28 protein-coding genes are annotated in these 25,342 nt (G+C 59.9%); 21 read left to right on the forward strand and 7 right to left on the reverse strand.

Features of this window, described 5'->3' with window-relative positions; translation table 11 throughout:
- Positions 1–564: 564 nt before the first annotated feature.
- The gene (locus tag JQ600_RS35945; protein WP_212035975.1) at positions 565–1,110 is read left to right on the forward strand and encodes a fasciclin domain-containing protein; all 546 of its coding nucleotides are present in this window, start codon (positions 565–567) and stop codon (positions 1,108–1,110) included.
- 197 nt (positions 1,111–1,307) lie between these two features.
- On the opposite strand, the gene JQ600_RS35950 is transcribed toward JQ600_RS35945, so the two are convergent.
- The 3 genes from JQ600_RS35950 to JQ600_RS35960 all read right to left on the reverse strand — a co-directional run bounded on the left by JQ600_RS35950 (position 1,308) and on the right by JQ600_RS35960 (position 4,706).
- Positions 1,308–2,441, reverse strand: a complete 1,134-nt coding sequence (locus JQ600_RS35950) for a cyclopropane-fatty-acyl-phospholipid synthase family protein (RefSeq protein WP_312017280.1) — start codon at positions 2,439–2,441, stop codon at positions 1,308–1,310.
- Between the two features lie 115 nt (positions 2,442–2,556).
- A complete protein-coding gene (locus JQ600_RS35955) occupies positions 2,557–3,357 on the reverse strand; it encodes a DUF1365 domain-containing protein (RefSeq protein WP_212035977.1) in 801 nt (266 codons plus the stop codon).
- Positions 3,354–4,706, reverse strand: coding sequence for an FAD-dependent oxidoreductase (locus JQ600_RS35960; protein WP_312011176.1), 1,353 nt, complete (start codon positions 4,704–4,706; stop codon positions 3,354–3,356). The genes JQ600_RS35955 and JQ600_RS35960 overlap by 4 nt, the downstream gene beginning before the upstream one ends.
- Before the next feature lie 231 nt (positions 4,707–4,937).
- Between JQ600_RS35960 and JQ600_RS35965 the strand changes: the two genes are divergently transcribed.
- From JQ600_RS35965 to JQ600_RS35975, 3 genes are read left to right on the forward strand one after another with little or no spacing between them, the layout of a single operon-like run.
- A complete protein-coding gene (locus JQ600_RS35965) occupies positions 4,938–5,525 on the forward strand; it encodes a sigma-70 family RNA polymerase sigma factor (protein ID WP_212392312.1) in 588 nt (195 codons plus the stop codon).
- Positions 5,522–6,175, forward strand: a complete 654-nt coding sequence (locus JQ600_RS35970; protein WP_212392300.1) for a ChrR family anti-sigma-E factor — start codon at positions 5,522–5,524, stop codon at positions 6,173–6,175. Before JQ600_RS35965 ends, JQ600_RS35970 begins: the two co-directional genes overlap by 4 nt.
- 42 nt (positions 6,176–6,217) lie before the next feature.
- Positions 6,218–7,027, forward strand: a complete 810-nt coding sequence (locus JQ600_RS35975; protein ID WP_212392299.1) for a DUF1295 domain-containing protein — start codon at positions 6,218–6,220, stop codon at positions 7,025–7,027.
- Between the two features lie 8 nt (positions 7,028–7,035).
- Here the strand turns inward: JQ600_RS35975 and JQ600_RS35980 are convergent, their stop codons facing one another.
- Positions 7,036–7,440: a DUF2177 family protein gene (locus JQ600_RS35980; protein ID WP_212392298.1), complete on the reverse strand. Its 405-nt coding sequence runs from the start codon at positions 7,438–7,440 to the stop codon at positions 7,036–7,038.
- 396 nt (positions 7,441–7,836) lie between these two features.
- On the opposite strand from JQ600_RS35980, the gene JQ600_RS35985 reads away from it, so the two are divergent.
- The 3 genes from JQ600_RS35985 to JQ600_RS35995 all read left to right on the forward strand — a co-directional run bounded on the left by JQ600_RS35985 (position 7,837) and on the right by JQ600_RS35995 (position 10,846).
- Complete coding sequence (locus JQ600_RS35985; protein ID WP_212392297.1) at positions 7,837–8,220, forward strand: response regulator; 384 nt, start codon at positions 7,837–7,839, stop codon at positions 8,218–8,220.
- 69 nt (positions 8,221–8,289) lie between these two features.
- Positions 8,290–9,645, forward strand: a complete 1,356-nt coding sequence (locus tag JQ600_RS35990; protein ID WP_249136252.1) for a sensor histidine kinase — start codon at positions 8,290–8,292, stop codon at positions 9,643–9,645.
- 67 nt (positions 9,646–9,712) lie between these two features.
- A complete protein-coding gene (locus JQ600_RS35995; RefSeq protein WP_312017281.1) occupies positions 9,713–10,846 on the forward strand; it encodes a sugar ABC transporter substrate-binding protein in 1,134 nt (377 codons plus the stop codon).
- 192 nt (positions 10,847–11,038) lie between these two features.
- On the opposite strand, the gene JQ600_RS36000 is transcribed toward JQ600_RS35995, so the two are convergent.
- Positions 11,039–11,839: a transporter substrate-binding domain-containing protein gene (locus JQ600_RS36000; protein ID WP_212392296.1), complete on the reverse strand. Its 801-nt coding sequence runs from the start codon at positions 11,837–11,839 to the stop codon at positions 11,039–11,041.
- A 436-nt stretch (positions 11,840–12,275) separates the two neighbouring features.
- Entirely contained in the window at positions 12,276–13,208 is a 933-nt protein-coding gene (locus JQ600_RS36005) for a LysR family transcriptional regulator (RefSeq protein WP_212392295.1), read from the reverse strand.
- Between the two features lie 101 nt (positions 13,209–13,309).
- Here JQ600_RS36005 and JQ600_RS36010 point away from each other — a divergent pair, with 101 nt between their 5' ends.
- The 14 genes from JQ600_RS36010 to JQ600_RS36075 all read left to right on the forward strand — a co-directional run bounded on the left by JQ600_RS36010 (position 13,310) and on the right by JQ600_RS36075 (position 24,068).
- On the forward strand, positions 13,310–14,254 hold the full coding sequence (locus JQ600_RS36010; RefSeq protein WP_212392294.1) for a ketopantoate reductase family protein: 945 nt from the start codon (positions 13,310–13,312) through the stop codon (positions 14,252–14,254).
- A gap of 5 nt (positions 14,255–14,259) precedes the next feature.
- Entirely contained in the window at positions 14,260–14,646 is a 387-nt protein-coding gene (locus JQ600_RS36015) for a VOC family protein (RefSeq protein ID WP_212392309.1), read from the forward strand.
- A gap of 11 nt (positions 14,647–14,657) precedes the next feature.
- On the forward strand, positions 14,658–15,119 hold the full coding sequence (locus JQ600_RS36020; RefSeq protein ID WP_212392293.1) for a MaoC family dehydratase: 462 nt from the start codon (positions 14,658–14,660) through the stop codon (positions 15,117–15,119).
- Entirely contained in the window at positions 15,116–16,348 is a 1,233-nt protein-coding gene (locus JQ600_RS36025; protein ID WP_212392292.1) for a CaiB/BaiF CoA-transferase family protein, read from the forward strand. The genes JQ600_RS36020 and JQ600_RS36025 overlap by 4 nt, the downstream gene beginning before the upstream one ends.
- A complete protein-coding gene (gene aroE / locus JQ600_RS36030) occupies positions 16,345–17,172 on the forward strand; it encodes a shikimate dehydrogenase (RefSeq protein WP_212392291.1) in 828 nt (275 codons plus the stop codon). The genes JQ600_RS36025 and aroE overlap by 4 nt, the downstream gene beginning before the upstream one ends.
- Before the next feature lie 60 nt (positions 17,173–17,232).
- Positions 17,233–17,901, forward strand: coding sequence for an amino acid ABC transporter permease (locus JQ600_RS36035; protein ID WP_212392290.1), 669 nt, complete (start codon positions 17,233–17,235; stop codon positions 17,899–17,901).
- A 9-nt stretch (positions 17,902–17,910) separates the two neighbouring features.
- On the forward strand, positions 17,911–18,561 hold the full coding sequence (locus JQ600_RS36040) for an amino acid ABC transporter permease (RefSeq protein ID WP_212392289.1): 651 nt from the start codon (positions 17,911–17,913) through the stop codon (positions 18,559–18,561).
- A 51-nt stretch (positions 18,562–18,612) separates the two neighbouring features.
- Complete coding sequence (locus tag JQ600_RS36045; protein WP_249136253.1) at positions 18,613–19,449, forward strand: transporter substrate-binding domain-containing protein; 837 nt, start codon at positions 18,613–18,615, stop codon at positions 19,447–19,449.
- A gap of 29 nt (positions 19,450–19,478) precedes the next feature.
- Positions 19,479–20,252 (forward strand): amino acid ABC transporter ATP-binding protein, encoded by a 774-nt coding sequence (locus JQ600_RS36050; RefSeq protein WP_283815741.1) that lies wholly within the window; start codon positions 19,479–19,481, stop codon positions 20,250–20,252.
- 15 nt (positions 20,253–20,267) lie between these two features.
- A complete protein-coding gene (gene aroQ, locus JQ600_RS36055; protein WP_212392288.1) occupies positions 20,268–20,717 on the forward strand; it encodes a type II 3-dehydroquinate dehydratase in 450 nt (149 codons plus the stop codon).
- A gap of 66 nt (positions 20,718–20,783) precedes the next feature.
- Positions 20,784–21,851 carry a Gfo/Idh/MocA family protein gene (locus tag JQ600_RS36060; RefSeq protein WP_212392287.1) on the forward strand — a complete coding sequence of 356 codons (1,068 nt, stop codon included), beginning with the start codon at positions 20,784–20,786 and terminating at the stop codon, positions 21,849–21,851.
- Entirely contained in the window at positions 21,848–22,516 is a 669-nt protein-coding gene (locus JQ600_RS36065) for an amino acid ABC transporter permease (RefSeq protein WP_212392286.1), read from the forward strand. Before JQ600_RS36060 ends, JQ600_RS36065 begins: the two co-directional genes overlap by 4 nt.
- 8 nt (positions 22,517–22,524) lie before the next feature.
- Complete coding sequence (locus tag JQ600_RS36070) at positions 22,525–23,175, forward strand: amino acid ABC transporter permease (RefSeq protein ID WP_212392285.1); 651 nt, start codon at positions 22,525–22,527, stop codon at positions 23,173–23,175.
- 38 nt (positions 23,176–23,213) lie between these two features.
- Positions 23,214–24,068 carry a transporter substrate-binding domain-containing protein gene (locus tag JQ600_RS36075; protein ID WP_212392284.1) on the forward strand — a complete coding sequence of 285 codons (855 nt, stop codon included), beginning with the start codon at positions 23,214–23,216 and terminating at the stop codon, positions 24,066–24,068.
- Between the two features lie 440 nt (positions 24,069–24,508).
- On the opposite strand, the gene JQ600_RS36080 is transcribed toward JQ600_RS36075, so the two are convergent.
- A complete protein-coding gene (locus tag JQ600_RS36080; protein ID WP_409363356.1) occupies positions 24,509–25,075 on the reverse strand; it encodes an NAD(P)/FAD-dependent oxidoreductase in 567 nt (188 codons plus the stop codon).
- Between the last annotated feature and the right edge of the window lie 267 nt (positions 25,076–25,342).

Here is a 25,342-nt window from a genome sequence, read left to right on the forward strand (position 1 = left end):
CTTTCCCGACGAGCATGCTCAGGACCGACCGCTTCTGGCGCCAAGCGGTCATTCGGTCGAACATCCATGTCCGCTAGGTGAGAATACCCGCAGTATGGCTGGAAGACGAAGCTCGTGTCGGCTAAACCGGTGTCGCCTCTATGAGTGCTTCGGAGATATCCAAGGGTGTGATCCGTTGAAGTTGAAGACCGGCGCTGGCAAGAAGGCCGGCAAACTCATCCGATCAGCAAGCCGCCCCCGATCACGAAAACAACGAAAGCGGCAAGGCGCATCATGGATGACATCATTCGCTTTTCGGCAACGCGGCGCAGCACGCATCCAGTGAAACATCGTATCACAGCGTCTCCAACAGACCGTCCGCCACGACGTAACTCGCACTTGTAGAAACGTTGTTCGATGCCTGACGGATCACCAGCGCGCGTTCGCTAATAAAAGATTCATGCCGACGTGATCCGGCCCGCGACAGGCGTCGTTACATGTCAGATGCAACAAATGGTGGGTAGGTTTTTCTCAGTTCAGGAATACGGCCTCCTCGCAATCCCCAAACATGAATGGAGTGCAAAGATGAATTCTCGCTTGCTTTTTTCCGTCGCGACACTCTCGCTCGCCGCATTTGGGTCGGCAACGCTCTCTCAAGCGAAGGACAAGACGGTGATGGTCGGCGGTGCTGCGATGTATCCGTCGAAGAGCATCGTTGCGAATGCGGTCAATTCGAAGGATCACACCACCCTCGTCGCGGCCGTCAAGGCCGCTGGACTGGTGGATACCCTGTCGAGCACGGGCCCTTTCACCGTCTTTGCTCCCACCAACGCCGCGTTCGCCAAATTGCCCAAGGGCACGGTGGATACGCTCGTGAAACCGGAAAGCAAGGCGACGCTCACGAAGATACTTACGTACCACGTGGTACCGGGCAAGGTGAACGCGGCGCAATTGTTAGACGGGCAGAAGCTGACGACGGTCGAGGGCGAACAACTTACCGTTAAGAAATCCGGCGGCGCGGTCATGATAGTGGACGCGAAGGGTGGCTCCGCCACCGTCACAATTGCCGACGTCAACCAGTCGAACGGCGTGATCCATGTGGTCAACAACGTTTTGATGCCTGCAAGCTAGGCCTAGCTTCGTTAATGCCGCGCCGGTACGACAGTTTCGGCGCGGCTCCGTTAAGGCGTTTTGCAGCGCTTCCTGCGTCTTCGCGTGAAGGCATCCATTGGCTCCAGGCAGTCAACTGCTAATATTTCTCAGGGTTCGAAGAACATTGTCCAAAATACGCCTTCGCCTGAAGTCATCGTGGCACGAGAATTCGTTGCTTATGCTGAAGCGCCTCGTTGAGTGGTGGGCTGGGGCTCAATCTTATAGAGCCCGACATTCAGAATGCCGATTTCAAAGCCCAGGCGGCAGTAGGCCAGATAGTACTCCCACATCCGCTTGAAGCGATCATCGAAACCGAGCGCCTTGATGAAGGGCCAGGCTTCCAGAAAGCGGCGATGCCAGTCAGCGAGCGTGAGCGCGTAGCTTTCGCCGAAGAATTCCGATGACGTCAACCGCAATCCGGACTTGGCGACTAATTGCCCGATGATCTCCTTGGTCGGCAGCATGCCGCCCGGAAAAATATAGCGTTGAATGAAATCCGGTCGCCGACGATAGCTTTCGAACCGGCACTGGTCGATCGTGATCACCTGCAGCACTGCGACGCCCTGCGGATTAAGCCGCTCCCGCAGATTTGCAAAGAAAGTGGGCCAATAGGCTTCGCCGACGGCTTCCAGCATCTCGACCGATACGACGCGATCGTAGGTTCTGCTTTCGTCGCGATAATCCTGCAGCTTGAGGTCGGATTTTCCTGCGTAACCGCGCTCGGCCAGCTGCTGTCGCGCATAGGAAAGTTGCTCGTTTGATAGCGTCAATCCCGTCACGTGGCAGTCGGCGCACTGGATCATATGCCCGGCCAACCCGCCCCAGCCGCAGCCGATCTCGAGCACTCGTTCGCCACCGTTGAGTTCAAGTAATTCGGTCACGCGGTCGAGCTTGTTGCGCTGGGCTTGATCAAGGGTTTCGGCCGGCGACGAATAGATCGCGGACGAATAAGTCATGCTGGGATCAAGCCACAACCTGTAAAAATCGTTGCCCAGATCGTAGTGGGCGGCGATGTTGCGCCGGCTGCCGCGTCTGGTATTGCGGTTCAGCGCATGGCGAAACTTGGTCACGGGTTGAGGTGGCCTCAGTCCCTCGAACGACGCCGCGTCGGTCGAACGACGCGCCACCGCGCTTAGGAATGAATGCAAGTTCGGCGTCGACCATTCGCCCGCAAGGTATCCCTCGGCGAAACCGAGGTCGCCGCTGGTCAGCAGGCGGAGCACGCATTTCCAGCTATGGATCGTTAAATGGGTCTGTTCGCCGGTTCGCTTGCCGCCGATCAGAAATCGTCGGCCGGCGGGCGTGTGCACCAGAATCTCACCGCAATCGATCTTGCGAAGCATGCGCTGCATGAACGAGTTCAGCGACGTACGGGTTGTCGGCGTGGTTGCAGCATCGACCGATGCAGCCGCGGTATGTTGGCTTTCAAGCGACATGGGACTTCCGGTGTTGTGATATGCTGTCCGCAACAGTGATACGTCGCGCTGGCGGGGGAGGCCGGTTGCGCAATCGCATCCCCTTCAGCCACAGACGTAATGCTTCCCAGTGAATAGCCAGCGTGACTTTGGCTGTTATCAGCGGAACCGCAAAAAAGAGCCGGAGCAGCGCGCCGTCGCTTAGTTCGCGGCGCGCGCCGACAAGACAGGCGTTGAGCACGCGCTGACCGCCTTTGCTGGCGTTGATACCGATCGCGATGCGTTCCGCAGGTGCGGACAGCCGAAAATCGTAGACCAGCTCCATATCCATGAACGGAGATACGTGGAACGCCTTGCTGCAAGTTTGCCGGATAGTGCCGGTTCTCGACTCAACCGCACTGACGTAGGAATGACGCTCGCCGAACGTGTTGTGAACTTCATAAACGATGGCGGCGAGCTCCCCGTCGGTTCGATGGCAGAAATAGATGCTGATCGGGTTGAAGCTGTAGCCGAGCGTCCGCGGCATACAGAGCAGGCTGATCGGTCCGCCTGCGATGTCGATTTCAGCTTGTGCAAGTATCCGCTCGGCCTGGTTGCGCAACGGCGTCGCGCTGCCGTCGCCGTGATCGGCATCATGCACGGCGAAAAGGTTGAACCGGTTGCGCGACAGCAACCGGAGCCGCGCTGCCAATAGCGGCAGCTCGTCGAGGTCGATCAACAGCCAGAACGCGCGGTAGCGAAACTGATGCGCCACGGGCCGCAACCGCCGGTGCATCACCGCGCCGGTATAGAGCGCCGATTCAAATGTCATCGCTGCAGCTCCGGCACGATCGCGCGAGGAGCCTCGGCCAGCGTGATCCGGCCGGACTCATGGGGCACGTTCCAGGGCCGACGCAGCCCGCCGAGCTGCTCGGCGACGGCAAGACCGGCCTGCAACCCGTCTTCGTGAAAGCCGGCGCCGAAATGAGCGCCACAGAACCAAAGGTTTCCAATCCCTTGCAGGGACCAAAGCCGGCGCTGCGCGGCGATCGCGGCTGCGTCAAATATCGGATGTTCGTAGACTTCGCTGTGACGCAATGTGCCGGCGCGGGGCAGGCGCGACGGATTAAGCGTGACGAATAGCTGAGTGCTTTCTGGAATGCGTTGCAGCCGGTTCATCCAATAGGTCAAGCCAACACCGCCATCAGCCGCCACGCGCTTGCCGGTATAGTTCCAGCTGGACCAAGCCGCGCGGCGCCTCGGCATGAAACCCGGGTCCGAATGAAGGACGGCAAGGTTCCGGCTGTAGCGAAAGGCGCCCAGCAGCTTAACCTCGTCTGCGGTCGGATCAGCGATCGCCGAGAGCGCCTGGTTGGCGTGCGTCGCCATGACGACGTGGTCGTATCGTTGAGATCTGCCACGGCAGTCCGTCACTTCCACGCCATCGCTATCGCGCCGCACGGCAACTACACCGGTATCCAGTCTGATCCCATCCGCAAACGACCGGACGAGGCGTTCTACATAGACTCTGCTGCCGCCATCCACGGTTTCCCATTGCGGCCGCTGCGTTAGTTGCAGCAAGCCGTGATTGCGGTGAAAGCGGATGAATGTCGCGATCGGAAAGGCCAGGATCTCGTCTGGCGGCGCCGACCAGATCGCACTCGCCATCGGCAGCAAATGGTCGTCACGGAACGCGGCGCCGTATCTGTTCGCTGCGAGGTATTCGCCGAGGGAGATTGAATCGTCCGTCAGAAGATCCGCATCGCGTGTCGCCTGGCGGTAAAATTTCACGAGATCTTGCAACATCGACCAGAAGCGGGGTCTAAACAAATTGCGCCGCTGTGCAAACAGGCCGCCGATTCCCTCGCCGGAATATTCCAGATCGCCATCTCCGAGCGAGACGGCAAGCGACATGTCGGAAGGCTTGGTCGGAACCGAAAGATGCTCAAACAGGGCGACGAGGTTTGGGTAGGTGGCGCGGTTGAAAACGATAAAGCCGGTATCGACCGGGACTTGTTTTTCATCGATTGATGCGATCACCGTGTTCGAATGCCCGCCGATCCGGTCGGACTGTTCGTACACCGTCACATCGTGCTTCTGGCTGAGCAGCCATGCCGCGGACAGGCCGGAAATTCCGGTTCCGACCACCGCCACCCTTAAGCGGATACCATCATGGGACACCGTTGCGCTCCACCAACCAGCGTTCAACGGCTCGCGTGGCGGGCCGCTATATGAATGAAAACGATACCCAGACGGGTTTGGATCACCGGTGATCCAAACAGGCCGGCGATCCGTTTCGGCAATATGCCTGCCGCCGTACAACATCCTCGGGGGGCCAGCACTCTGGCCAGCGCCCCCGCGATCCGGTACTCACCTCGCAGAACCGTCTGCGAATGGGAGCGTTCGCGCTGCATGCTGAATGACAAACCGGACGACGCGACGTCGGACGCAGCCAGATGGGCTGCCCTGATTGCAGCTGTCGCCAGGGAAAAGGATCGCGAGGCCTTCGCGGCCCTGTTCACGCATTTTGCGCCGCGGATAAAGACCTTCATGCGGCGTTCCGGCGCGAGCGAGCAAAGTGCCGACGAGCTCGCGCAGGAAGCTCTGCTGGCGGTTTGGTCAAAGGCCAATCTTTTCGATCCCAACAGCGTCGGTGCCTCGGCCTGGATATTCACCATCGCGCGCAATCTTCGCATCGACGCGCTACGCCGCGAAAAGCGTACACGAACTGCAGGTACGGACGACATCGACCTCGAGTTTCAGGTCGACGATGGTCCGTCGCCCGACGCCGGACTGGCCGCGGCGCAGACTGAGTCGCGGGTCCGCAGCGCCTTGGCCACATTGCCGGACGATCAGTTGCGGGTGATCGAATTATCCTTCTTTGATGATAGGGCGCATGCGGAAATCGCCCAGACGCTCCAGATTCCGCTTGGGACGGTCAAATCGCGGTTGCGGCTCGCTATGAATCGGTTGCGCGGCCTGTTGGGTGATTTCTCATGACGATTGTTCACCATCCGCCGGATGAACTATTGACGGCGTTCGCGGCCGGGATTCTCGACCTTGGACAGCATATTGCGGTTGCAACCCACCTGACCGGCTGCCTGCATTGCCGCCGCGTCGTGCACGCTATGGAACACGTTGGGGGCGGGGTCCTGACAGCGTTGCCGGCAACCGCGATGTCTCCGGGTGCGCTTGCTGCCGTTGAAACGCGGCTGGACGGGCTCGCTCCTGCGGTTGCGACCGGATTGGGGAAAGCGGCAACAGGGCTCACCGACGTTCCCGGTCTGCCGCCGTTCGTGCGTGATTACCTATCTAGTTCGTGGAAGTGGATCGCGCCGAAGGTGCATTTGCGGCCTATCCGATTGCCGGAAGGAAGTGCGACTAGAGTTTTTCTTTTGAAGTCGCAGCCGGGCACCAAGATGATTGAGCACACCCATACCGGCTTCGAGATGACCTGCATCTTAACGGGGAGCTTTGCGCACGCCGGCGGACATTTCGGCCCTGGCGATTTCGACTTTGGGGATGGCGCGACCGATCACGAGGTGATGATCGACTCGTCAGAGGACTGCATCTGTCTGGTGGCGATGCAAGGTGAACTGAAATTGAACGGTATCATCGGCCGTCTGCTTCAGCCGCTGATCAGGATGTGATCGCCCGCAACGCTAGTAGACGTGCCTAAGGAAGCGCCCGGGATGAGCGTGCTCCAGTTTATCTTTCTGGCTGCCGTGGTGGGGCTACTGCTGTCGGCGATCATGACAGCAGCTTGGCAAGCTCAACTGACGACGGGCCATACTGGCTGGATCGACGTATTCTGGACGTTCGGCGTCGGGGGCGTGGCGGTCGTCGCCTGCCTTATCCCGTTGTCTGCACCTCACGCACCGAGCGCGCGGCAAATCGTGGTCGCGCTCCTGATCGCGCTTTGGTCGCTGCGACTGGGTGGCCATATTCTGGTGCGCACCCGGGAGGCCGGGGACGACCCGCGTTACCGCGATTTGATCAAACAATGGGGGGCCAGCGCAAATCTGCGGATGTTCCTGCAATTGCAATCGCAAGCGGCGGTCGGCCTGATCCTGGCGCTGTCTGTCGCACTTGCGGCGCATAATCCGAGAAAGGGTCTCGGTGCGGTGGATTTGCTGGGCATTGCGCTCCTTGTCGGCGCTCTCGCCGGCGAGGCCGTGTCAGACTGGCAGTTGCGGCGCTTCAAATTCGACCCGGGCAATCGCGGGCGGATATGTGAGGAGGGGCTTTGGAGCCTGTCGCGCCATCCGAATTACTTCTTCGAATGGCTCTGCTGGCTCGCTTATCCACTGATCGCGATCGACTTGGCGGGCGCGAATCCCCTCGGCTGGATTGCGCTGCTGGCACCTGCCTGCATGTACTGGGTGCTGGTTTACGTCTCCGGAATTCCGCCCCTGGAAGAACACATGCTGCGCTCGCGTGGCGCACAATTTCGTAGGCTTCAGGCGCGCACTCGGCCGTTTTTTCCGTTCCCAAAAAGATAGTTTGTGCGTCAGACGGCGAATTTCATGGTCACCCAGAAACCTGCCGCTGCGGCAATTGCCCCAAGCAGCGTTCCCCAACCCGCGTCGATTACGGTGAGCGGGGTGGTCCAGTTCCGCAGTGTCGCCTGATTGGTCAAGTCGTACGTCACGTAGGTGAAGAAGCCGAACAGCGCGCCGCATAACATCGCCTGCGCAAGGCTTCCGGACTTCAGAGCCGGCAGGATGGCGAAGATCACGAGCCCGATGGGGTAAATCACATAGAAGGCGACCGCGGCGGGAAGATTGACATCCGCGCGCATAATGTCGCCGAGCGTCGGACGATAGAGGCGGCTTGCCATCGTTCCAAGCCACGCCATGTCGCAAAGCACGAAGACTGCCAGCGTTGCAAAATAGGCCGTGAAGTAAGTCATCATCGAGCGCTCATGTGGTAATCGACAGGGCGGGCATCGGCCGAAGCCCTACCCGTCTAACGACGGGAAACGCGACTTGGATCATCGACCGACTTTGGACCGGGCGCCTTGCGTGTTCCTTGCGCAATGGCATGTGAACGTGCAGACTGGGAACGGCGGCTACATCTTCAACCCGAACGGCAAACTCATCGCAGCCGCGAAGCTTACTGTCGATGGCCGAACTGGCGATGTTACGGGAGCGGCATTCAATCTGGAACTTGTGCGGATCACAGCCATCGGACCAAGGACCCCCGTAGTTCACCGGATAAGTTCACTTTTGAACATTATTCTGGAACGAATGAGGTCAGCCTCACTTACCCCGCCGGAGGACTGTAAGGCAGCACCAAGGGGGATAGTGAAGTGGATGGCGTAGTTACGATTCTGGTCGTCGAGGACGACCAGGTTATTAGGGATTTAGTGGAAGAAGCTCTTTCAGACGGTGGTTTTGAATCGGCCAATGCACCATCCGGCAAGGAAGCAATTACGCTTCTCAAAGGCGATTCCAAATTTCGCGCAGTCGTGACTGACATCGATTTGCCCGGAGGATTGGATGGCTGGGAAGTGGCCCGCGTCGCAAGGGAGATCGATCCGGCAATGCCCGTCGTCTACATGACCGGCACTCATGGCGAGGAATGGGCATCCAAGGGCGTTCCAAATAGCCTTCTGCTAACAAAGCCGTTTGCTCTGGCGCAACTCGTCACCGCAGTTTCCCAGCTCCTTAACGGTGCCCCGCCGACCGCGTAAGCCGCCTCAGTCGATGACTCTTGCGTCCGATATGCACTCCCGTCCGGCGCTTGAAGTCACGATCGATTTATGAGTACGTACGTAATGCCGATTTCAGGGCGTTTTGTCTTCAGATACACCGGTGTTTTGCTTACTATTGGGCTTCTGACCCTACTGGGCATCGTCGGGATGACCATCTGGCTTGGCGAGCGGGCTCAGACATACGCTAACGATGCCATCGAGGCGCGTGATACTCGAATCTCGGCGGTTGAACTCCGCAGTGCAATTCAGAGTGCGGAATCGGCCCAACGCGGATTCATTGTCGGCGGCAACGAAATCTATCTTGCGCCCTACGATAGCGCGAAGGTGTCTCTAGAGCGGCAACTCGACCGGCTTAAAGTATTGCTGGTGGCCTACAGGCAAGCCGATGCCATGCTTCGGCGGCTATCGACCGTCATCGGCGAAAAAATCGACGAAATGGATCGCACGATCGCGTTGAAGAAGGAGCAGCGCGATGCCGAAGCGCTTGCGATATTCAGATCCAATCGCGGCAAAGCATTGATGGACGAAGCAAACGTCTTCCTTTCCAGCATTATCAGAATGACCGACGAGCGGCTCATCGCTGGTGTGATTGAGCAGAGTGAAAATGCGGCAAAGCTACGCTGGGTGTCGCTGCTTGGCGGCGTCATCATTGTGCTGGTTGTTAGCGGAGTAACCATTCTTGGTATTCGTTATGCGGTCGGAATCGCCCAGGCGCGTGACGAGGTGAAAAACCTTAATGTCAATTTAGAGCAAAGGGTAAAGGAGCGCACTTCCGCCTTGGCGCAGGCGCGCGATCGCGCCGAAGTGTTGTTGGCCGAGGTCAATCACCGGGTCGCCAACAGTCTGATGATGGTTGCCTCGTTGGTGAGGCTTCAATCGAACGCGGTACAAAACCAAATTGCCAAGGATGCGCTTGCCGAGACCGAGGCCCGTATCTATGCAATATCGGATGTGCATAAGAAGCTTTACAGTTCGGGTGACGTGCGCTTGGTAGCGTTGGACGAATATCTGTCAGGTTTGCTTCTTAGCCTGCAGAGTTCGATGCAGGACGAAGGCCATGGGGCGTCGCTCGACTACAATCTTGAGCCACTCAAGCTGCCGACTGATTCCAGCATCAATCTCGGCGTGGTCGTCACCGAATGGGTCACGAATGCATTCAAATATGCTTATCCCGAGCGCCGCGGCGAGGTCCGGGTAAATTTGAAGCGTTTGTCGGATGGCCGGGGAGAACTGCTCGTGGAGGATGACGGTATCGGTCGGATTGATAGCGGTGCGATCAAGGGCACCGGGTTGGGAACGCGGCTGGTGAATGCGATGGCTGGCAATCTTGGCGGCGAGGTGGGATATTTCGCGCGTCAGCCCGGCACCCTTGCGCGTCTTACGTTTCCGCTACCGGCCGATTGATATGAATGGTCCCCGAGTTTCATCCTGGAAAAGCGCGACGTCGTCATTGGGTGCTGCGCTTAGCACCGTGAATAGAGCTGCCGTCGGCGGCGCATTGGGTCTTTTGCTTTGTTTGGTTGCCGGCATTAGCTTATCGATGGCGCAGGACGGGCCGCCAGGCATTACTTCGCCGATTGTGCTGCCACAGTTCGACGAACGGTCGCCCCTCTGCGCGGCGCCTCCTGGGCTCCATAAAATATTGGTCTTTGCGCAGGATAACGAACGCCAATTCATGCAAGGTGTTGCACGCGGCCTCGCCATGGCTGCTAAAGACCGAGGCCTCGAATTTCAGCTGGTGCTGGCCAACAACGATCCAAAAAGAATGATCGAGCAGGTAGACATTTTGCAAACCTCCAACGTTGGCGCGGTTGTCGCCGCTCCGGTCGATGCGCCGTCTCTGAGCCGGAGTCTTCAGAAGGTCATCTGGTCGGGCGGGTATGTCGGGACTGTTGTTCCACCGCCGGCTATCTCCCTTCTGAACGCTCCGCAATACCTGACGGGAAAGGTCCTCGGCGATGCGGCGGCCGCCTACATCAAAGGGAAGCTTGGGGGCAAGGCGAAGGTCGTGTTGCTGACACACGATAGTCTTCAATTTCTGGCGCCCCGCTTTGCAGCCATCCGTGACTCACTCAAGGAGATTCCGGGCGTTACCATCGTTGCAGATATTTCACCGGCGACCGTCGACAAGGAAGGTGGCGCCGCCATGATGCGCACCATCCTTCTCGCCGACCCCTCCATTGACGTTGTCATGGGCGCCGACACGGTGGTTTTAGGCGCGCTGGCCGCTCTAAGGGAGGCTGGCAAGGCGCGCCCGCAACAGTTTTTAGGCGGTATCGATGGCGAGCCGGAAGCGGTCGCAGAGATAAAGCAAGGCGGTCCCTACAAGACAAGCGTCAGTCTCGCATCTCCCGTTTTCGGTTATGCCATGGCCCAGCACGCTGCAGATTGGCTGGAAGGGAAAAGCGTTCCGCAGGCCATGGACATTCTGCCCAAGCTGCTCACGTCAGACAACATGAGTTCGTACGAGTCGGACTTGGCCGACCCGGCAGCGGTGTACCGCGACCCTCAGCGCCGTGCCGCATATCTAAAAATGTACGGTAATATTTGTTATAATACCCGTGATCGATATATCAATTTTCCTTGGTCCTCCGAGAGAAGATGAACAGCGCTGGGGGGCGACTGGTGAAGTATCTGTACTAGTTGTGCCCATTGGCCCCTCTGAGACATGCCTGCCTATCCTGAGATGTCCGTTCACCGGGGTAGACCGGAAGTCGCGGTGGTCCGAGCGAACCGACGCGAATGACCCAGAACGGACTAAGTGGTCCAAGCTCCACACTATCCGACTGTTGGGCGACTAATTCGGAACCCGAACGCCCCGCAGCCCGGCTTCGGTAATCGCTTTCTCCACCGTGCCATCGGACCGCATTCCGTTCACGAGTTCATCAACGGTGGGAAGCGCCGAGGCGGCTCGTTTGCGCACTCCGATTGCCATTTGCACGACGTTGAAACGCCCGGGCAACACCTGTGCTCCAGGCAAGGCGTCAGCAATGCGATGGGCGAGGTGCAGGTTCTCACCGTAAACGTCAGCTTTGCCAGTTGCCAACGCCTCGCGAGCCGAATCGAACCCGCCGGGCACCTGTATGATCTCTGCATTCTTGATAAGGCGTGTCAGAACGGTGTGTGGCGCGCTTCCTTGCGCGACGGCGATCTTCACGCCTGCACGGTCGACTTCCTCTGCGGTGGTTGGTGTTGCTCCGGCGCGCGCGACATAGCCGTTGTCTACTTCCATGAATGTCACACTAAACGCGAGGTATTCTGCGCGAGATGGATCGCGCGCAGCAAGCCCGATGTCCCAGTCATCGCTCGCGAGACTTTCGTTGTAACGCATTGGATTGTCGTAGGGCTTGAGTTCGACCGGTATGCCGAGACGCGCAGCGAGCGTCCGGGCAACGGAGACGGAAACACCGCCGAGGGAGCCGTCGGTACCGCGGGTCACCAGAACAGGATTGGAGGCAATGAGAGCGACGCGCAGTTTGCCGGTTGGAAATAGTGTGGCAGGCGCGGATGGGGCTTGAGCCCATGCGATCTGCGGCGCAGCGGGGAGCGCGGCAGCCCCCGCCGCCAGATGAAGGAAGTGTCTGCGAGGTAGTTTCATAGCGGTCCCTCTCACTCTCAAATGTTGAGAACCAACCCGACTGCTCTGCCTGCGTGACGCGAGTTTACCCTACACATTTGGGACTTTTGCGTCAGCGTCAGCGGTAAGCGAACGAGGTGATCATGTCGCTTTTTGTCACTTTTCGGACGTGCCGCGATTTCGGAGTTGAGTTTGCTTCAGGGATTGAGCCGAAGCTGATCTCCAGCCTGCCAAGGGCGGCTTTTGGCGCAAAGCGGACACCGAAGAATCTCTTCCATTTGCCTACTGTATTAGTTTGACGGTTTGGAGTGCCCGCCGGAAGATCATGCGGAGTTTTATGAATCGTCCTCCTCCGCGCGGTTGTTTCCTAGAGAGCGCCATTAGCCAATGACTTGACTTAAGACCTCATTGATTGTCGTTATTGCCGAGTGTTACCATACTTCTGATTTTCTCGGTGTCAGTTGGCCCGCCGCACTTCGCGCTGCTGAAACAACTTGACACACACTTCGCGCAGCCAGCGATTACCGGCATCTTGATGAAAGCGGCTGTGCCAGTGCTGCTTGACGGTGAAGCCGGGGATCTTCACCGGGCACCGCAGCACCTTCAGGCCATAGAAGCCTGCCAGTGTCTCTCCGATGTGGCGCGGCAGCGTGGCGATCAGATCGGTCGTGCCGATGATCGCCGGAAGACCGAGGAAGCCCGGTAACCACAACGCCAGCTTCCGTTCAACCTTCTGGCGCGCCATCGCGGCTGCCAATAGCTGTGCGCCGGTGCCAGAGACGATGCCGATATGCTCCTCGGCCTGATAGTCCTTGAGCGAAAGGGAGCGTGACACCCGCGGATGGGCGGCGTTGACGAGGCAAACCCAGTCCTGCGGAAAAAGCGTTTGTTGAAAGAATCCGGCTTCGAGTTCCGGGATGAAACCGAGCGCCAGGTTGGCCTCGCCTGATTGCAACGCGCGTCCGGTATCCGCATTTATCTGCGCGGCCTCGATCCGAATGTGGGGCGCCGCGGCTCGCACGTGCTGGAGGATGTGCGGCAACAGAGTTACGTGGCTCCCATCGGTCATGCATATGCGGAATTGGCGCTGAGCAGTGGCTGGAACAAACGAATCCTCCCACGCCGCCAGACGGCGCAGTGCCTCCAGCGCTTGGCGCGCCGTGCCGATCAGCGCGTCTGCGCGCGGCGTCGGCTGCATGCCGGAAGGGCTGCGAATGAACAGCGGGTCGCGCAAATCGCGCCGCAGACGAGCGAGCCAAATGCTGATCGTCGGCTGGCTCTGCCCGAGTTGCTCGGCCGTCCGGGTCACGCTGCCGGTGGTGTAGAGCAGATCGAACAGCCGCAGCAACTTGGCGTCAAGCAGGCTTGTTTCGCTTGTAGGTACGGTCATTAAAAAATGCAATATCATCTATTACGATCATTGAATAGCCACATGATGAGTTGACGGCCTATGAATTTCCCCACACCGGCAACGGGTGGGAGGAAGTCTAGGTGAAAATCTGCTTTGTCGGCGCGGGCGCGCTTGGTTCCACGATTGGCGGCACGCTCGCCAAGGGTGGTGCAGACGTCTGGCTGATCGACCCGCTCCAGGCGCATGTCGATGCGATTAATTCCCACGGGCTGCGCATTCTCGAAGCCGGGATCGAAACCAGTGTGAAGGTTAGCGCCAGCACATGCGCTGCCGATCTCGGCACGATTGCCGATCTGGTTATCGTACTCGTCAAATCCTACTACACGCGTGACGCCATACGCGCTGCTGCGTCCATTATCGGACCGCAGACCATCGTGATGTCGCTGCAAAACGGACTCGGACACGAAGACATCCTGGCCGACGAAGTCGGTCGCGACCGGGTAATGGCGGGCAAGACTTATGTCGGCGGTGTATTCCTGGCCCCTGGTCATGTCCGCTCCGGCGTGGTGGGCAAGGAAACGATCATCGGCGAATTGGACGGGGCGCTCTCGCCGCGCGCTCAGCGCATCGCGGATTGCTTCAACGCTGCCGGAATCCGGACCTATGTCAGCGACAACATCACCGGCATTATGTGGGACAAGCTGTTCATCAACGTTGCTGGTGGCGGCCTGACCGCGATCACCGGGTTGACCTATGGCGGCCTCTACGCTCTGCCCGTGCTTGAAGAAGCCGCGTTGGCCGCGGTCGCCGAGGGTATCGCTGTCGCCAAGGCGGCCGGCGTAGCGATCTCGATCACAGATCCGCATGTGGCCTGGAAGATGGCGTCCGCCGGACTTCCCGCGGAGTTCAAGACCTCAATGCTGCAAAGCCTGCAAGCCGGCGGCGCTACCGAAATTGATTTCATCCACGGCTCCGTCATGCGCTGGGGCGCCAAGCTGGGCATTCCGACTCCGGTCAACTCCACCATCGTCGCCTGCATCAAAGGCATCGAATTCGCTCGCACCGAATATCCCGGCAAGGCTTGAAATCGATGAGTCTCCCTCGCGCCTATATTGAACACGTCGCTATCCAGGTGAAAGACATTGACTGGTATGTGCGCTTCTTTGCCGAAGTGCTCGGCCTCGGTATCCGCGCTGAACTAGCGGCCCAGCCGCATATTGGCCGGCAAGTCTGGGTGCTGGGCAGTGTGCAGCTGATCTCCAACCCCGCCTTCCAAGGCCCGGAAGCAAGGCTCGGCCATCTCGGCATTATGGTGGACGACTATGACGGCGTCCTCGAACGCGCCGCCGCCTTCGGCGCCAAGGCGCTACCCGCCGGGCCGAATTGGCTCGAACTGCCGGATGGACTCAACATCGAAATTTTGCAGGCGAACCAGGGTTCGGTGGAAGCCGCTCTCGCCATTGACCCACGCGCATAAGGAATCGTGAGATGTCCGAAGAGAAGTATTGGGATGACGCCAAGGTGGGCGACGAGAGCATCACGCCGTCGGTGATCGTCACCGAGGCGATGGTGAATGCCTATGCCGAATTGACAGGCGATTTCACGCCCGTCCATGTCGACGAGGAATACGCCAAGACGACGCCGTTTGGCACCCGTGTGGCCCACGGTCTGTTCGGCCTGTCACTGGCCGACGGGATGAAGACGCGGGCTGATTACCGCTTCCTGCCCGGCATGTCGCTGGGCTGGACCTGGGATTTCAAGTTGCCGATCAAGCTCGGCGATACCCTGCACGTCAAGTTCAGGGTCGGTTCGATGCGCACCACCAAGCGCGAGGGCTGGGGCATCGTGGTGCTGCCGTCCGAACTGATCAACCAGCGCGGCGAGGTCGTGCAGCTCGGCGAGCACCGGTTGATGATCCCAATGCGCGGCAAGGCAGGGTCAGCAGCATGAGCATGCAGAACCTGCCGCTTAAGGGCATCCGCGTCGTTGACTACAGCCACTTCCTGGCCGGTCCCTTCATGGGCCGCTGCATGGCCGCGCTCGGGGCCGAAGTGATCAAAGTGGAGCGTCCGAAGGCTGGCGATGCCGGGCGAGCGCATCCGCATTTCAAGGACGGTCAGTCCGGCTACTTCCTGCAACAGAACATGGGCAAGCAGGGCCTGTGCATCGACATGCGCGACAAACGCGGCTTGGAGATGATGCAAAAGCTGGCCGATACCGCCGACGTGTTCATCGAGAATTACCGCCCTGGCGCGCTTGATCGTCTCGGTCTTGGTTACAGGGCGCTGTCGGTGCGCAATCCGAAACTGGTCTACTGCTCGGTCTCCGCCTACGGCCATACCGGTCCTTATGCGGATCGCCCAGGCTTTGGACTGATTGCCGAGGCGATGTCGGGTGCGATGGCTCAGGTCGGCAATCCCGGCGAGGCACCACCGCTGCTGCGCATGCCGATTGCCGACATGTACACCGGCATTCATGGCGTGGCGGCGATCAACGCGGCTCTGCTCGGGCGGGTGTCGAGTGGCCTCGGCCAGCATATCGATCTAGCCCTGTATGATTGCATGGTCTCGATGCATGACTTCGCGGTGCAGCGCTACTTCATGTCGGAAGGCACGGTGATGCCGCAGCAGACCGGCAGCGGTCAGCCGGATTCGACAGTCTACGGCGTCTTTCCCGCCAAGGACGGTTATCTGGTGATTGCCGCGCAAGTCGATGACGCCTGGAATCGCCTTGCCAACTTGATTGGTGGCGTTTCGCTTGCGGCAGACGAACGCTTCTCTACTCCTGCCGCTCGCAATGCGCACTACGCCATCGCCATGGATATCGTGCGTGGCTGGACCCAGGCGCAACCCACGCGCGACGCCTGTCTGGCAGCGCTCGATGCAGCGGGCGTGCCATCGGCCCCGGTTCAGAATATCGACGAAGTCGTGAAGGACCCGCAGATTCTCGCGCGTGGCATGCTGGTCGAGCAACAGCATCCGGTGCTGGGCAAGGTTACGCTGCCAAACCTGCCGTTCCATTTCTCCGGCTGCGACACCACCATCCGCACCACAGCGCCGTTGATGGGCCAGGACAACCGTCGCATCGCTGCCAGTCTCGGCTTCTCAACTGAGCAGATCGACGCCATGGTGAAGGATGGCGTGCTCTACGCCGAGGCGGCAGTTGGAGCCTCGGCATGACCGACAAATATGCGGTGATCGGCAATCCGATTGGCTTCACCAAGTCGCCATTGATTCATTCGACCTTCGCTAAACAGACCGACCAGGACATCGAATACACTGCGATTCTTGGAAAGATAGGCGAGTTTGCCCCACAAATTGACCAGTTCCGTGCGGATGGCGCAAAGGGACTGAACATCACCGCTCCGTTCAAGCTCGATGCTTTCGGGTATGCGACGGACCTATCCGAGCGCGCGCGGCGAGCCGGAGCGGCGAATTGCCTAAAATTCGATGGCGCACGTGCATTTGCCGAGAATTTCGATGGTGTGGGGCTAACCCGTGACATCACGGTGAATCAAAGTGTTTCGATGCGTGGCAAGCGTGTGTTGTTGCTCGGTGCCGGCGGTGCAGTCCGTGGAGCACTACTACCGTTCCTGCGGGAAGAGCCGGCCGAGTTGGTGCTGGTGAACCGCACGCTATCCAAGGCTGCTGCGCTCGGGACTGAATTCGCTGCCGCGGGAAATCTGGTGGTCTGCGGCTATCCGGAACTGGCTGACCTCTCGGGGCAGTTCGATCTCGTGATCAACGCCACCTCCGCCAGTCTGCGAGGAGAGCTGCCGCCGGTGCCGCCCAATGTCTTCAACGGTGCCGCTCTTGCTTATGAGCTGGCCTACGCGAAGGGATTGACACCATTCCTCAAGGCCGCGCAGGCAGCAGGCGTTCAGCGTCTGGCTGATGGCGTCGGCATGCTGGTGGAGCAGGCGGCCGAGGCATTTTTCTGGTGGCGTGGCGTTCGCCCGCAAACCGCGCCATTGATTGCACAGATAGCCGTTCCGCTAATCTGACCGTTGAGGAAACGTCGAGCAAAAAAGCAATGCAGGTCGATGAACCTGCCCGGGGGATGAATGGGCTACCAGATGGATTTTTCCGTCGTGTTCGATCATTTCCCGCAACTTCTGTGGGGGTGTCTCGGCACGCTCGGCCTGTCGTTCGCCGGCATGATTCTGGCATTGGTCATTGGTGTCCTCGGTGTGATGGCGCGCGGGTCCCAAATTGGCTGGCTGCGGCGGCTGGTGATCGCGTTCATCGAGATCATTCGCAACACGCCCTTTCTGGTGCAGATCTTCTTCCTCTATTTCGCCCTGCCACAGCTCGGTCTGAAACTGAACCCGACAGTGACTGCTATCATCGCACTTGGCGTCAACGGCGGTGCCTACGCGATCGAGATTATCCGTGGCGGCGTCCAATCCATCCACAGGGGCCAAGTCGAGGCCGGGTTCGCGCTTGGACTGCACAAGACGCAAGTGTTCCGGCTGATCGTGCTGAAGCCGGCGCTGCGGGCGATCTACCCGTCGCTCACCGGCCAGTTCATCATGCTGACGCTGACATCAAGCATCTGCACTTCGGTCGCCGCCTACGAGTTGACATCGGTCGCGCAGCGGATCGAGAGCGATACGTTTCGCAGCTTCGAGGTCTATTTCACCGTCACCCTGTTGTACCTGGCGATCTCCTGGATGCTGATGACCGCGTTCGCCGCGATCTCACGCCAGTATTTCAGCTACCCCACCCGTTAGGAGCCCGGCATGAACGTCGTTTTCGGCTTCAAGGAGTTTGCTTTTCTGCTGACTGGCCTGAAATGGACCGTGTTGCTGTCGTTGATCGCCTTCGCCGGTGGCGGCATCATGGGTCTGCTAGTCGCTGTCGCTCGCACGGCGCAGAGTGCAGCGCTGCGCCGGGCAATGATCCTCTATATCGCCGTATTCCAGGGCACGCCGCTGCTGATGCAGTTGTTCGTCGTCTATTACGGATTGGGCCTCGTCGGCATCCAGCTCCCGGCCTGGGCGGCGGTGGCAATCGCCTTCACACTCAATGCCAGCGCGTTCCTGGGCGAAATCTGGCGCGGCGCTATCCAGGCGCTGCCCCGCGGCCAGACCGAGGCCGCTACCGCTCTCGGCTTACCGCTTGTCTCGCGTCTGCGCGACGTGATCCTGCCACAGGCGCTGCGCATCGCGCAGCCAGCGGCGGTTGGCTACGCGGTGCAGCTCATCAAGGGCACCTCGCTTGCCGCTATCGTCGGCTTCATCGAGCTCGCAAGGGCAGGGCAGATCGTCTCCAGCCAAACCTTTGCACCGATTCTCGTCTTCGGCGTGGTCGGTGCAATCTACTTCTCCCTTTGTTGGCCGCTCTCGCTCTACAGCGCCAGACTGGAGGCGAAGTTCGCCGCCGCGGGGTGAACGCAAGCGTTTGCCGTTGAAACACTAACCAAACAAAAGAGGAAACAGTCCATGAACGATATTTTTCGCCTCTCGCGCCGCGCCTTGCTTGGTGCCGGCACGCTTGCCCTCGGTGCCGGCCTGCTGCCCGGTCTTGCCTCGGCGCAAAGCATTTCGACGATCAAGACCCGCGGCAAGGTGCTGATCGGTATTCAGGGTGACAACCCGCCCTGGGGCTTCGTGAACACCTCCGGTGCCTCGGACGGTTTTGACGCTGTGATCGGCAACGCGTTTGCCGACTATCTCGGCGTCGGCGTGGAATTCCTGCCGCTCGCCGTCGTCAACCGTATTCCGGCACTGACGACCGGCCGCGTGGATATCCTGTTCGCCACGATGGCGATGCTGCCGGAGCGCGCCAAGGTCGTGCAGTTCAGCAAGCCCTACGTGGCAAACATCATACAGCTGGTCGGCCCGAAGTCGGCCACAATCAAGACCAACGTGGACATGAAGAACTTCGTCATTGGCGTACCGCGCGCGAGCTCGCAGGACCAGCAGGTCACCAAGAACGCGCCGGAAGGTACCACCATCCGTCGCTATGACGACGACGCCGCCACGATACAGGCATTGGTCTCGGGCCAGGTCGATGCCGTCGGTGGCAACATGTTCTACATCGACCGCCTCAATGAGGCGAAGCCCGGCCTTTACGAGAACAAGCTCGAATTCAGCCGCCTCTACAATGGAGCCTGCACCCGCCTGGGTGACAAGGAACTGAACGCGGCGGCAAACAGCTTCGTCGATCAAATCAAGACGAACGGATTGCTGAAGAAGGCCTACGAGACCTGGATGAAGCAGGAGCCGCCTGCGAGCTTCCCGGATGCCGTCGAGGGCGTTCCGTTCGTCGCCTCCTGATTTCACGCCACCATCGCAAGGAATACTCGATGTCCTCCACCTCCACCGCCCCCAATTCGACCGAACAGCCGCTGATCGTGATGGGGGCGGTGGAGAAGTGGTTTGGCACTTTCCAGGCGTTGCGGTCAGTAAATCTGTCAGTTTCCAAAAGCGAGAAGATAGTGCTTTGCGGACCGTCAGGCTCCGGAAAATCGACTTTGATCCGCTGCATCAATCACCTCGAATCCTACCAGAAGGGCAAGATTGTGGTGGATGGCGTCTCGGTAACCGACAATCAAAAGGCGATCGACGTCGTCCGCCAGGAAGTTGGTATGGTGTTCCAAAGCTTCAATCTGTTCCCGCATATGACGGTGCTGCAAAACTGTATGCTCGCGCCGATACGGGTGCGCGGCTCCAGCAAGCAGGAGGCCGAGGCCACTGCGCGGCGCTATCTGGACCGCGTTCATATTGGCAACCAGGCCGACAAATATCCCGCCCAGCTCTCCGGTGGCCAGCAGCAGCGCGTCGCCATCGCGCGCGCCTTGTGCATGCAGCCCAAGGTGATGCTGTTCGACGAGCCGACCTCCGCGCTCGATCCGGAGATGGTCAAGGAAGTGCTCGACACCATGATCGGCCTCGCGCAGGACGGCATGACGATGATTTGCGTCACTCATGAGATGGGCTTCGCGCGTCAAGTCGCCGACAGGGTGATCTTCATGGCCGACGGCATGATCCTTGAGGAGGCTCCGCCCGAGACCTTCTTCAAGTCGCCCAACCATCCGCGCGCCAAGCAGTTCCTTGGCGAAATCCTCGCCCATCATTGATCCGGAGTAAATCCAATGAGCCGCCTCGTATTCGTCCTCAACGGGCCGAACCTGAACCTGCTTGGCAAGCGCCAGCCGCACATCTATGGCCATGAGACGCTGGCAGATGTTGAGCGAGATTGCCGGGAACTGGCCAAGGAACTGAACCTCGATATCCGCTTTCACCAGTCCAACCGGGAATACGAACTGATTGACTGGATTCACGAAGCGCGCGAGATCGCCGTCGGCATCGTGATGAACCCGGCCGCCTTCACCCACACCTCTGTGGCGATCCTGGACGCACTCAACACCTTCGAGCCGCCGGTGATCGAGGTGCACATCTCCAACGTGCACAAGCGTGAGGAGTTTCGGCACCACTCCTTCGTCTCCAAGCGCGCTGACGGCGTGATCGCAGGCTTCGGTACCCAAGGCTACCTGCTCGGCCTACGCCGCGTGGCCAAGCTTGTCGACGAAAAGAAGGCGTGACCGCTGAAAAAGACAGCCACGCGGTCTGGCCCATCCAAAGCCACACTGTGATCAAGGAAGTACAAGATGAACCAAGAGAGCTGCGCTCCCGTCAGGCTCGCGGTGATGGGCGCGGGGCTGATCGGCAAGAGCCATATCGCTCATATCGCCAAGAGTGCTGAGGCGGATCTGGCGGCCGTCGTTGATCCGATGCCGGCAGCAAGAGAATTGGCGGCGACGTACGGCGCGGCATGGTATCCGAGCTTTGCGGAGCTGCTGGCGGAGATGCGGCCGGATGGCGTCGTCGTTGCCACGCCAAACCAGATGCATGTAGCAAACGGGCTGGATTGCATCGCGGCGGGGATTCCGGCTCTGGTGGAAAAGCCATTGGCCGATGATGTGGCAGAAGCTGAAAAGCTGGTCCGAGCTGCCGAACGGGCTGGGGTACCGCTACTGACTGGCCATCACCGCCGCCACAACCCGCTGATTCAGCGAGCCAAGGAAGTAATCGAGGCCGGGCACCTGGGCCGGATCATCTCGGTGCAGGGGACCTGCTGGTTCTTCAAGCCGGACTCCTATTTCGACCCCGCCTGGCGCCGTCAGAAGGGCGCGGGACCGGTGTTTCTCAACCTGATTCATGACGTCGACCTGCTGAGATATCTGTGCGGCGAAGTGGTGGCAGTGCAGGCCGCCGAATCCCGCATGCTTCGCAACAACGAGGTCGAGGAGACGGCGGTGATCCTGCTTCACTTCGCCTCTGGCGCACTCGGCACTGTCAACGTCTCCGATGCCATCCAGGCACCGTGGAGCTGGGAGTTCACCAGTGGCGAGAACCCGGCCTACAGCCACACCAAAGAAACCTGCTACAACATTGGCGGCACCGGCGGATCGCTCAGCGTGCCCTATCTCGACCTGTGGAAGCACCCAGCCAAAGCCGATTGGTGGTCTCCGCTGGAGTATGAGCGAATCCCGGTAGCGCACCAAGACCCGCTGGGTCTGCAGATCGCCAACTTCTGCGGCGTCATCCGCGGAACCGCCAAGGCGGTCGTGCCGGCAAGCGAGGGGCTGAAGACGCTCAAGGTGATCGAGGCGGTCAAGCAAGCGGCGACGTCTGGGGCGCTGGTGCGGCTGGATGGGAGGGCGGCGTCCGCATGACCTACACTTTCGATTTCAGCGTACTGCTGCCCTATTGGGAGACGCTCCTGTCCGGCTGCTGGCTCAGCTTGTCGATGACGACCTTGTCGTTGATCTTCGGTCTTGGAATTGGCTTGCTCACCCTGCTTGCCTTGCGCAGCCGTTATCGTCTGCTGCGCCTTGTCGCCACCAGTTATGTCGAGACCATCCGAAACACGCCGTTTCTGGTTCAGGTGCTGTTTCTCTATTTCGGCCTGCCGACGCTGGGCTTCGCCCTGACGCCATGGCCTGCCGCCGTGCTCGCGCTCTCCCTGAACTGCGGCGCTTTTGCTGCCGAGATCATCCGCGGCGGGGTGGATGGCATTCCCAAAGGGCAATTCGAGGCAGGCGCGGCACTCGGCCTCAGCCCGTTCGACGTCCTGCGTTTCATCGTTCTCAAACCGGCAATGCGCGCGATTTTCCCGGCGTTGTCGAGCCAATTCATTCTGCTGTTGCTCGCATCCAGCATTGCCTCCTCGATCTCCGCCGAGGAACTGACGGCGGTGGCGGGTGAGATCGACACGACCGTCTTTCGCAGTTTCGAAGTCTATATCGTCGCCACGCTGCTCTATCTGATGATGGCGACGGTCTTCTCCACGGCGTCGAAAATTATCGAGCGCAGTGCCTTCTCCTACCCGGTGAGGTGAGGGCGACTATGATCCGCGATTTCACCTCAAACGAGTTTTTCGCTATCGTCGCCGGGATGCAGGCCACCATCATGCTGTCGCTGATGGCCTTCTTCGGCGGCGGTCTGGGCGGTCTGGCGATTGCGCTGTTGCGCACCGCCAAGCTTCCTTGGCTGCGACGTACCGCCTCTATCTTCATCGATTTCTTCCAGGGTACGCCGCTGCTGATGCAGCTATTTCTGGTCTATTACGGCCTTCCGGCGTTTGGTTATCACGTCAATATCTGGGTCGCCGCTGGCCTGGGGCTGACGCTGAACGCCAGCGCCTTCCTCGGCGAAATCTGGCGCGGCGGCATTCAGTCGGTGCCGCGCGGGCAAAGTGAGGCGGCGACTGCCTTGGGTCTCGGCTACATGTCTCGCATGCGCGATGTGGTGTTGCCGCAGGCCTTGCGGTTGTCGCTGGCGCCCACGGTCGGGTTCCTGGTGCAGCTCATCAAGGGCACCTCGCTTGCCGCAGTGATCGGCTTCGTCGAGCTGTCGCGTTCCGCGCAGATCGTCTCCAGCACTACCTACAAGCCGCTGCTCGCCTATGGCCTCGCCGGTGCCTGTTACTTCGTCCTTTGTTTCCCACTGTCCCGTGCCAGCGCCGCGCTTGAGCGACGCCTGGCCGCGAGATCCTGACGCGTCTGCCACCACAAAAAAAAGAAATGAGGAACGCCATGACTATCATCGGAAAACATCTGACCCGCCGTTCACTGCTGACAGCTGCCGGGGCGGCATCGCTGCTGCCGTTCGTCGGCAAAGCTGCCTATGCCGACGCGGTGGCCGCCATTCAAAAGGCCGGTGTGCTGAAGGCCGGGTGTCAGGTGGCACAGGTGCCGTGGGGCTTTACAGACGTCAGCGGCGCATTAACCGGCTTCGACGTTGAACTGGTCCGCTTGGCGGCCGCCGACATGGGCGTGAAGGCCGAGATAACCGCCGTCACCTCCGCCAACCGCGTCGCGACCCTGCTGACCGGTCAGGTGGACACGCTGGCTGCCGTGATGGGGATCTTCGCCGATCGCCAGAAAGTCGTCCTATTTTCACGCCCCTATTGCAACAACGACACGATCTTCATCGGTAAGGCCGATGTCTCGGTGAAGGGCTGGGGCGACATGAGCGGCAAGCGCGTTGGCGTCCCGCGTGGTACACCGCAGGATGTGGCCCTCACCAAGGCGTCGCCTAAGGGCGCCACCATCCAGCGCTTTGACGAGGATGCGACCACAGTGCAGGCATTGGTCTCCGGCCAGGTGGACCTAATCGGTGCCGCCTCCACCCAGCTGGGTAACGTTGCCAAGGTTGCTGGTGCAGGCAAGTTCGATCAGAAATTCGTCCTCGCCCGCGCCTTCAACGCCTTTGCCTGCCGCCCGGGTGACCGCGACCTGGCCACGGCGCTGAGCGGCTTCGTGGCCAAGAGCCTCGCCAATGGCCAGCTCACTGCGCTGTTTAAAAAATGGATCGGCACTGATCTCGCCGAACTTCCGACCACTGGCGAAGGGCCGTCCGCCCTTCCGATCGAAACCGCGATGCCCTGAGGATATGCGCTGACCCGCTGCGCGGTGTTCCATACATTCTTCACCGAAGGTCTTTTGCGACCTAAGTGATAGTGGTGACGTGACGAACCCGGTTGACGTACGTGGTCATGCCGCTCGAGCAGGACCAGGAATACTGCCGCGGGCGTGAGCACCCCAATGAACGTGTCGTGGACTGCACCACCTTCAGCCGCAGCGGGATGACCGGAAGGTGAACAGCACAGCCCGACGTAACGACGATGACCGCAGCCCCGACCTTTCCTCCCAGGCGAGGATGCCACCGATCGGAAAGGTCACCGAGCGAGGCGCCTTCCGAGCGAATTCTGGTGCAACTCCGAGTTTGCGCTCCTGCGCCGGCAGACGTGACGGCGCGGGAAATTCACTCGTATGCCGACACCTTGACTTCGCTTGGTGCGCGTCAGGCCTGACTTCCGGCTCGATCTTCAGATGGCGGCGATGTCCAGCTTCGAGCCATCGACCAAACGCGACAGGCGGAACGGTGTGGGATCGACGCAAGGCGTGTCGTTTACGACAAGCTCTGCGGCCAGATAGCCGAGCCCCGGGCCCAAACCGAAGCCGTGACCCGAGCAGCCCGCCGCGAGGACGAGCCCTTCCACCCCGTCCACCTGCGACACCACAGGCACAGCGTCCGGCGTGCAATCGACGAAGCCGCCCCAGGCGCTATCGATCTCTATCTCGCCGAGTTGGGGGAAGGTTTTGCGGACACTCTCCACCACTGGGCTCACCAACCATTTCAAGGGCGGAGGATCCAGCACGCGATTCTGTTCGAAGATCCGATCGTCGTTGGTCAGCAGCGCCGGCATTGAATCCGGCCCCGAAACGAACGATTGGCCGACGCCGAGCCTGACGTTCTTCAGGCGACGCAAAAACTGCGGCATGAATTCCCGGCTATACCGGATAGCCTGGGGCGTGATTTCGAGGTTCGCCTTGCCGCTGATCGCAAGCGTATAGCTGCCATCAAGTCGGCGCGTGGGGCGACATGTTCCCACCTCGGCTGCCCAGAATGCGGAAGCAAAGTTCCGATTAGCCCTTCATCGCATCGCGCGCTCGATAAAATGTGCCGAAATCATCCAGGATTTCGCTAGATGTTCGGGTTTTGGCCGCTTGATTGATACGAACTTCTCAGGCCCGACGAGTCCCACTTCGGCGGAGGGTGGCGCAGCTGCGGCGCCAGAGGGGCTGCTGAGGTAACGCACACTTTGATCACCGTGTGATCCAAAAACTTCCCTCCACCCCACGTTACATCATGTCACCGT

Source organism: Bradyrhizobium sp. AUGA SZCCT0176, assembly GCF_018130145.1.
Taxonomy (GTDB): Bacteria; Pseudomonadota; Alphaproteobacteria; order Rhizobiales; family Xanthobacteraceae; genus Bradyrhizobium.

Bases quoted from the DNA above. Each gene is read 5' to 3' on its own strand.
- JQ600_RS35945 (WP_212035975.1), top strand. From the start codon at position 565: ATGAATTCTCGCTTGCTTTTTTCCGTCGCGACACTCTCGCTCGCCGCA.
- JQ600_RS36005 (WP_212392295.1), bottom strand. From the start codon at position 13,208: ATGACCGTACCTACAAGCGAAACAAGCCTGCTTGACGCCAAGTTGCTG.
- JQ600_RS36050 (WP_283815741.1), top strand. From the start codon at position 19,479: ATGTCCTCCACCTCCACCGCCCCCAATTCGACCGAACAGCCGCTGATC.
- aroQ (WP_212392288.1), top strand. From the start codon at position 20,268: ATGAGCCGCCTCGTATTCGTCCTCAACGGGCCGAACCTGAACCTGCTT.
- JQ600_RS35990 (WP_249136252.1), top strand. From the start codon at position 8,290: ATGAGTACGTACGTAATGCCGATTTCAGGGCGTTTTGTCTTCAGATAC.
- JQ600_RS36060 (WP_212392287.1), top strand. From the start codon at position 20,784: ATGAACCAAGAGAGCTGCGCTCCCGTCAGGCTCGCGGTGATGGGCGCG.
- JQ600_RS35970 (WP_212392300.1), top strand. From the start codon at position 5,522: ATGACGATTGTTCACCATCCGCCGGATGAACTATTGACGGCGTTCGCG.
- JQ600_RS36040 (WP_212392289.1), top strand. From the start codon at position 17,911: ATGAACGTCGTTTTCGGCTTCAAGGAGTTTGCTTTTCTGCTGACTGGC.
- JQ600_RS36035 (WP_212392290.1), top strand. From the start codon at position 17,233: ATGGGCTACCAGATGGATTTTTCCGTCGTGTTCGATCATTTCCCGCAA.
- JQ600_RS35955 (WP_212035977.1), bottom strand. From the start codon at position 3,357: ATGACATTTGAATCGGCGCTCTATACCGGCGCGGTGATGCACCGGCGG.
- JQ600_RS36075 (WP_212392284.1), top strand. From the start codon at position 23,214: ATGACTATCATCGGAAAACATCTGACCCGCCGTTCACTGCTGACAGCT.
- JQ600_RS36015 (WP_212392309.1), top strand. From the start codon at position 14,260: ATGAGTCTCCCTCGCGCCTATATTGAACACGTCGCTATCCAGGTGAAA.
- JQ600_RS35975 (WP_212392299.1), top strand. From the start codon at position 6,218: ATGAGCGTGCTCCAGTTTATCTTTCTGGCTGCCGTGGTGGGGCTACTG.
- JQ600_RS35965 (WP_212392312.1), top strand. From the start codon at position 4,938: ATGCTGAATGACAAACCGGACGACGCGACGTCGGACGCAGCCAGATGG.
- JQ600_RS36000 (WP_212392296.1), bottom strand. From the start codon at position 11,839: ATGAAACTACCTCGCAGACACTTCCTTCATCTGGCGGCGGGGGCTGCC.
- JQ600_RS36025 (WP_212392292.1), top strand. From the start codon at position 15,116: ATGAGCATGCAGAACCTGCCGCTTAAGGGCATCCGCGTCGTTGACTAC.
- JQ600_RS36065 (WP_212392286.1), top strand. From the start codon at position 21,848: ATGACCTACACTTTCGATTTCAGCGTACTGCTGCCCTATTGGGAGACG.
- JQ600_RS36045 (WP_249136253.1), top strand. From the start codon at position 18,613: ATGAACGATATTTTTCGCCTCTCGCGCCGCGCCTTGCTTGGTGCCGGC.
- JQ600_RS36020 (WP_212392293.1), top strand. From the start codon at position 14,658: ATGTCCGAAGAGAAGTATTGGGATGACGCCAAGGTGGGCGACGAGAGC.
- JQ600_RS35980 (WP_212392298.1), bottom strand. From the start codon at position 7,440: ATGATGACTTACTTCACGGCCTATTTTGCAACGCTGGCAGTCTTCGTG.
- JQ600_RS36070 (WP_212392285.1), top strand. From the start codon at position 22,525: ATGATCCGCGATTTCACCTCAAACGAGTTTTTCGCTATCGTCGCCGGG.
- aroE (WP_212392291.1), top strand. From the start codon at position 16,345: ATGACCGACAAATATGCGGTGATCGGCAATCCGATTGGCTTCACCAAG.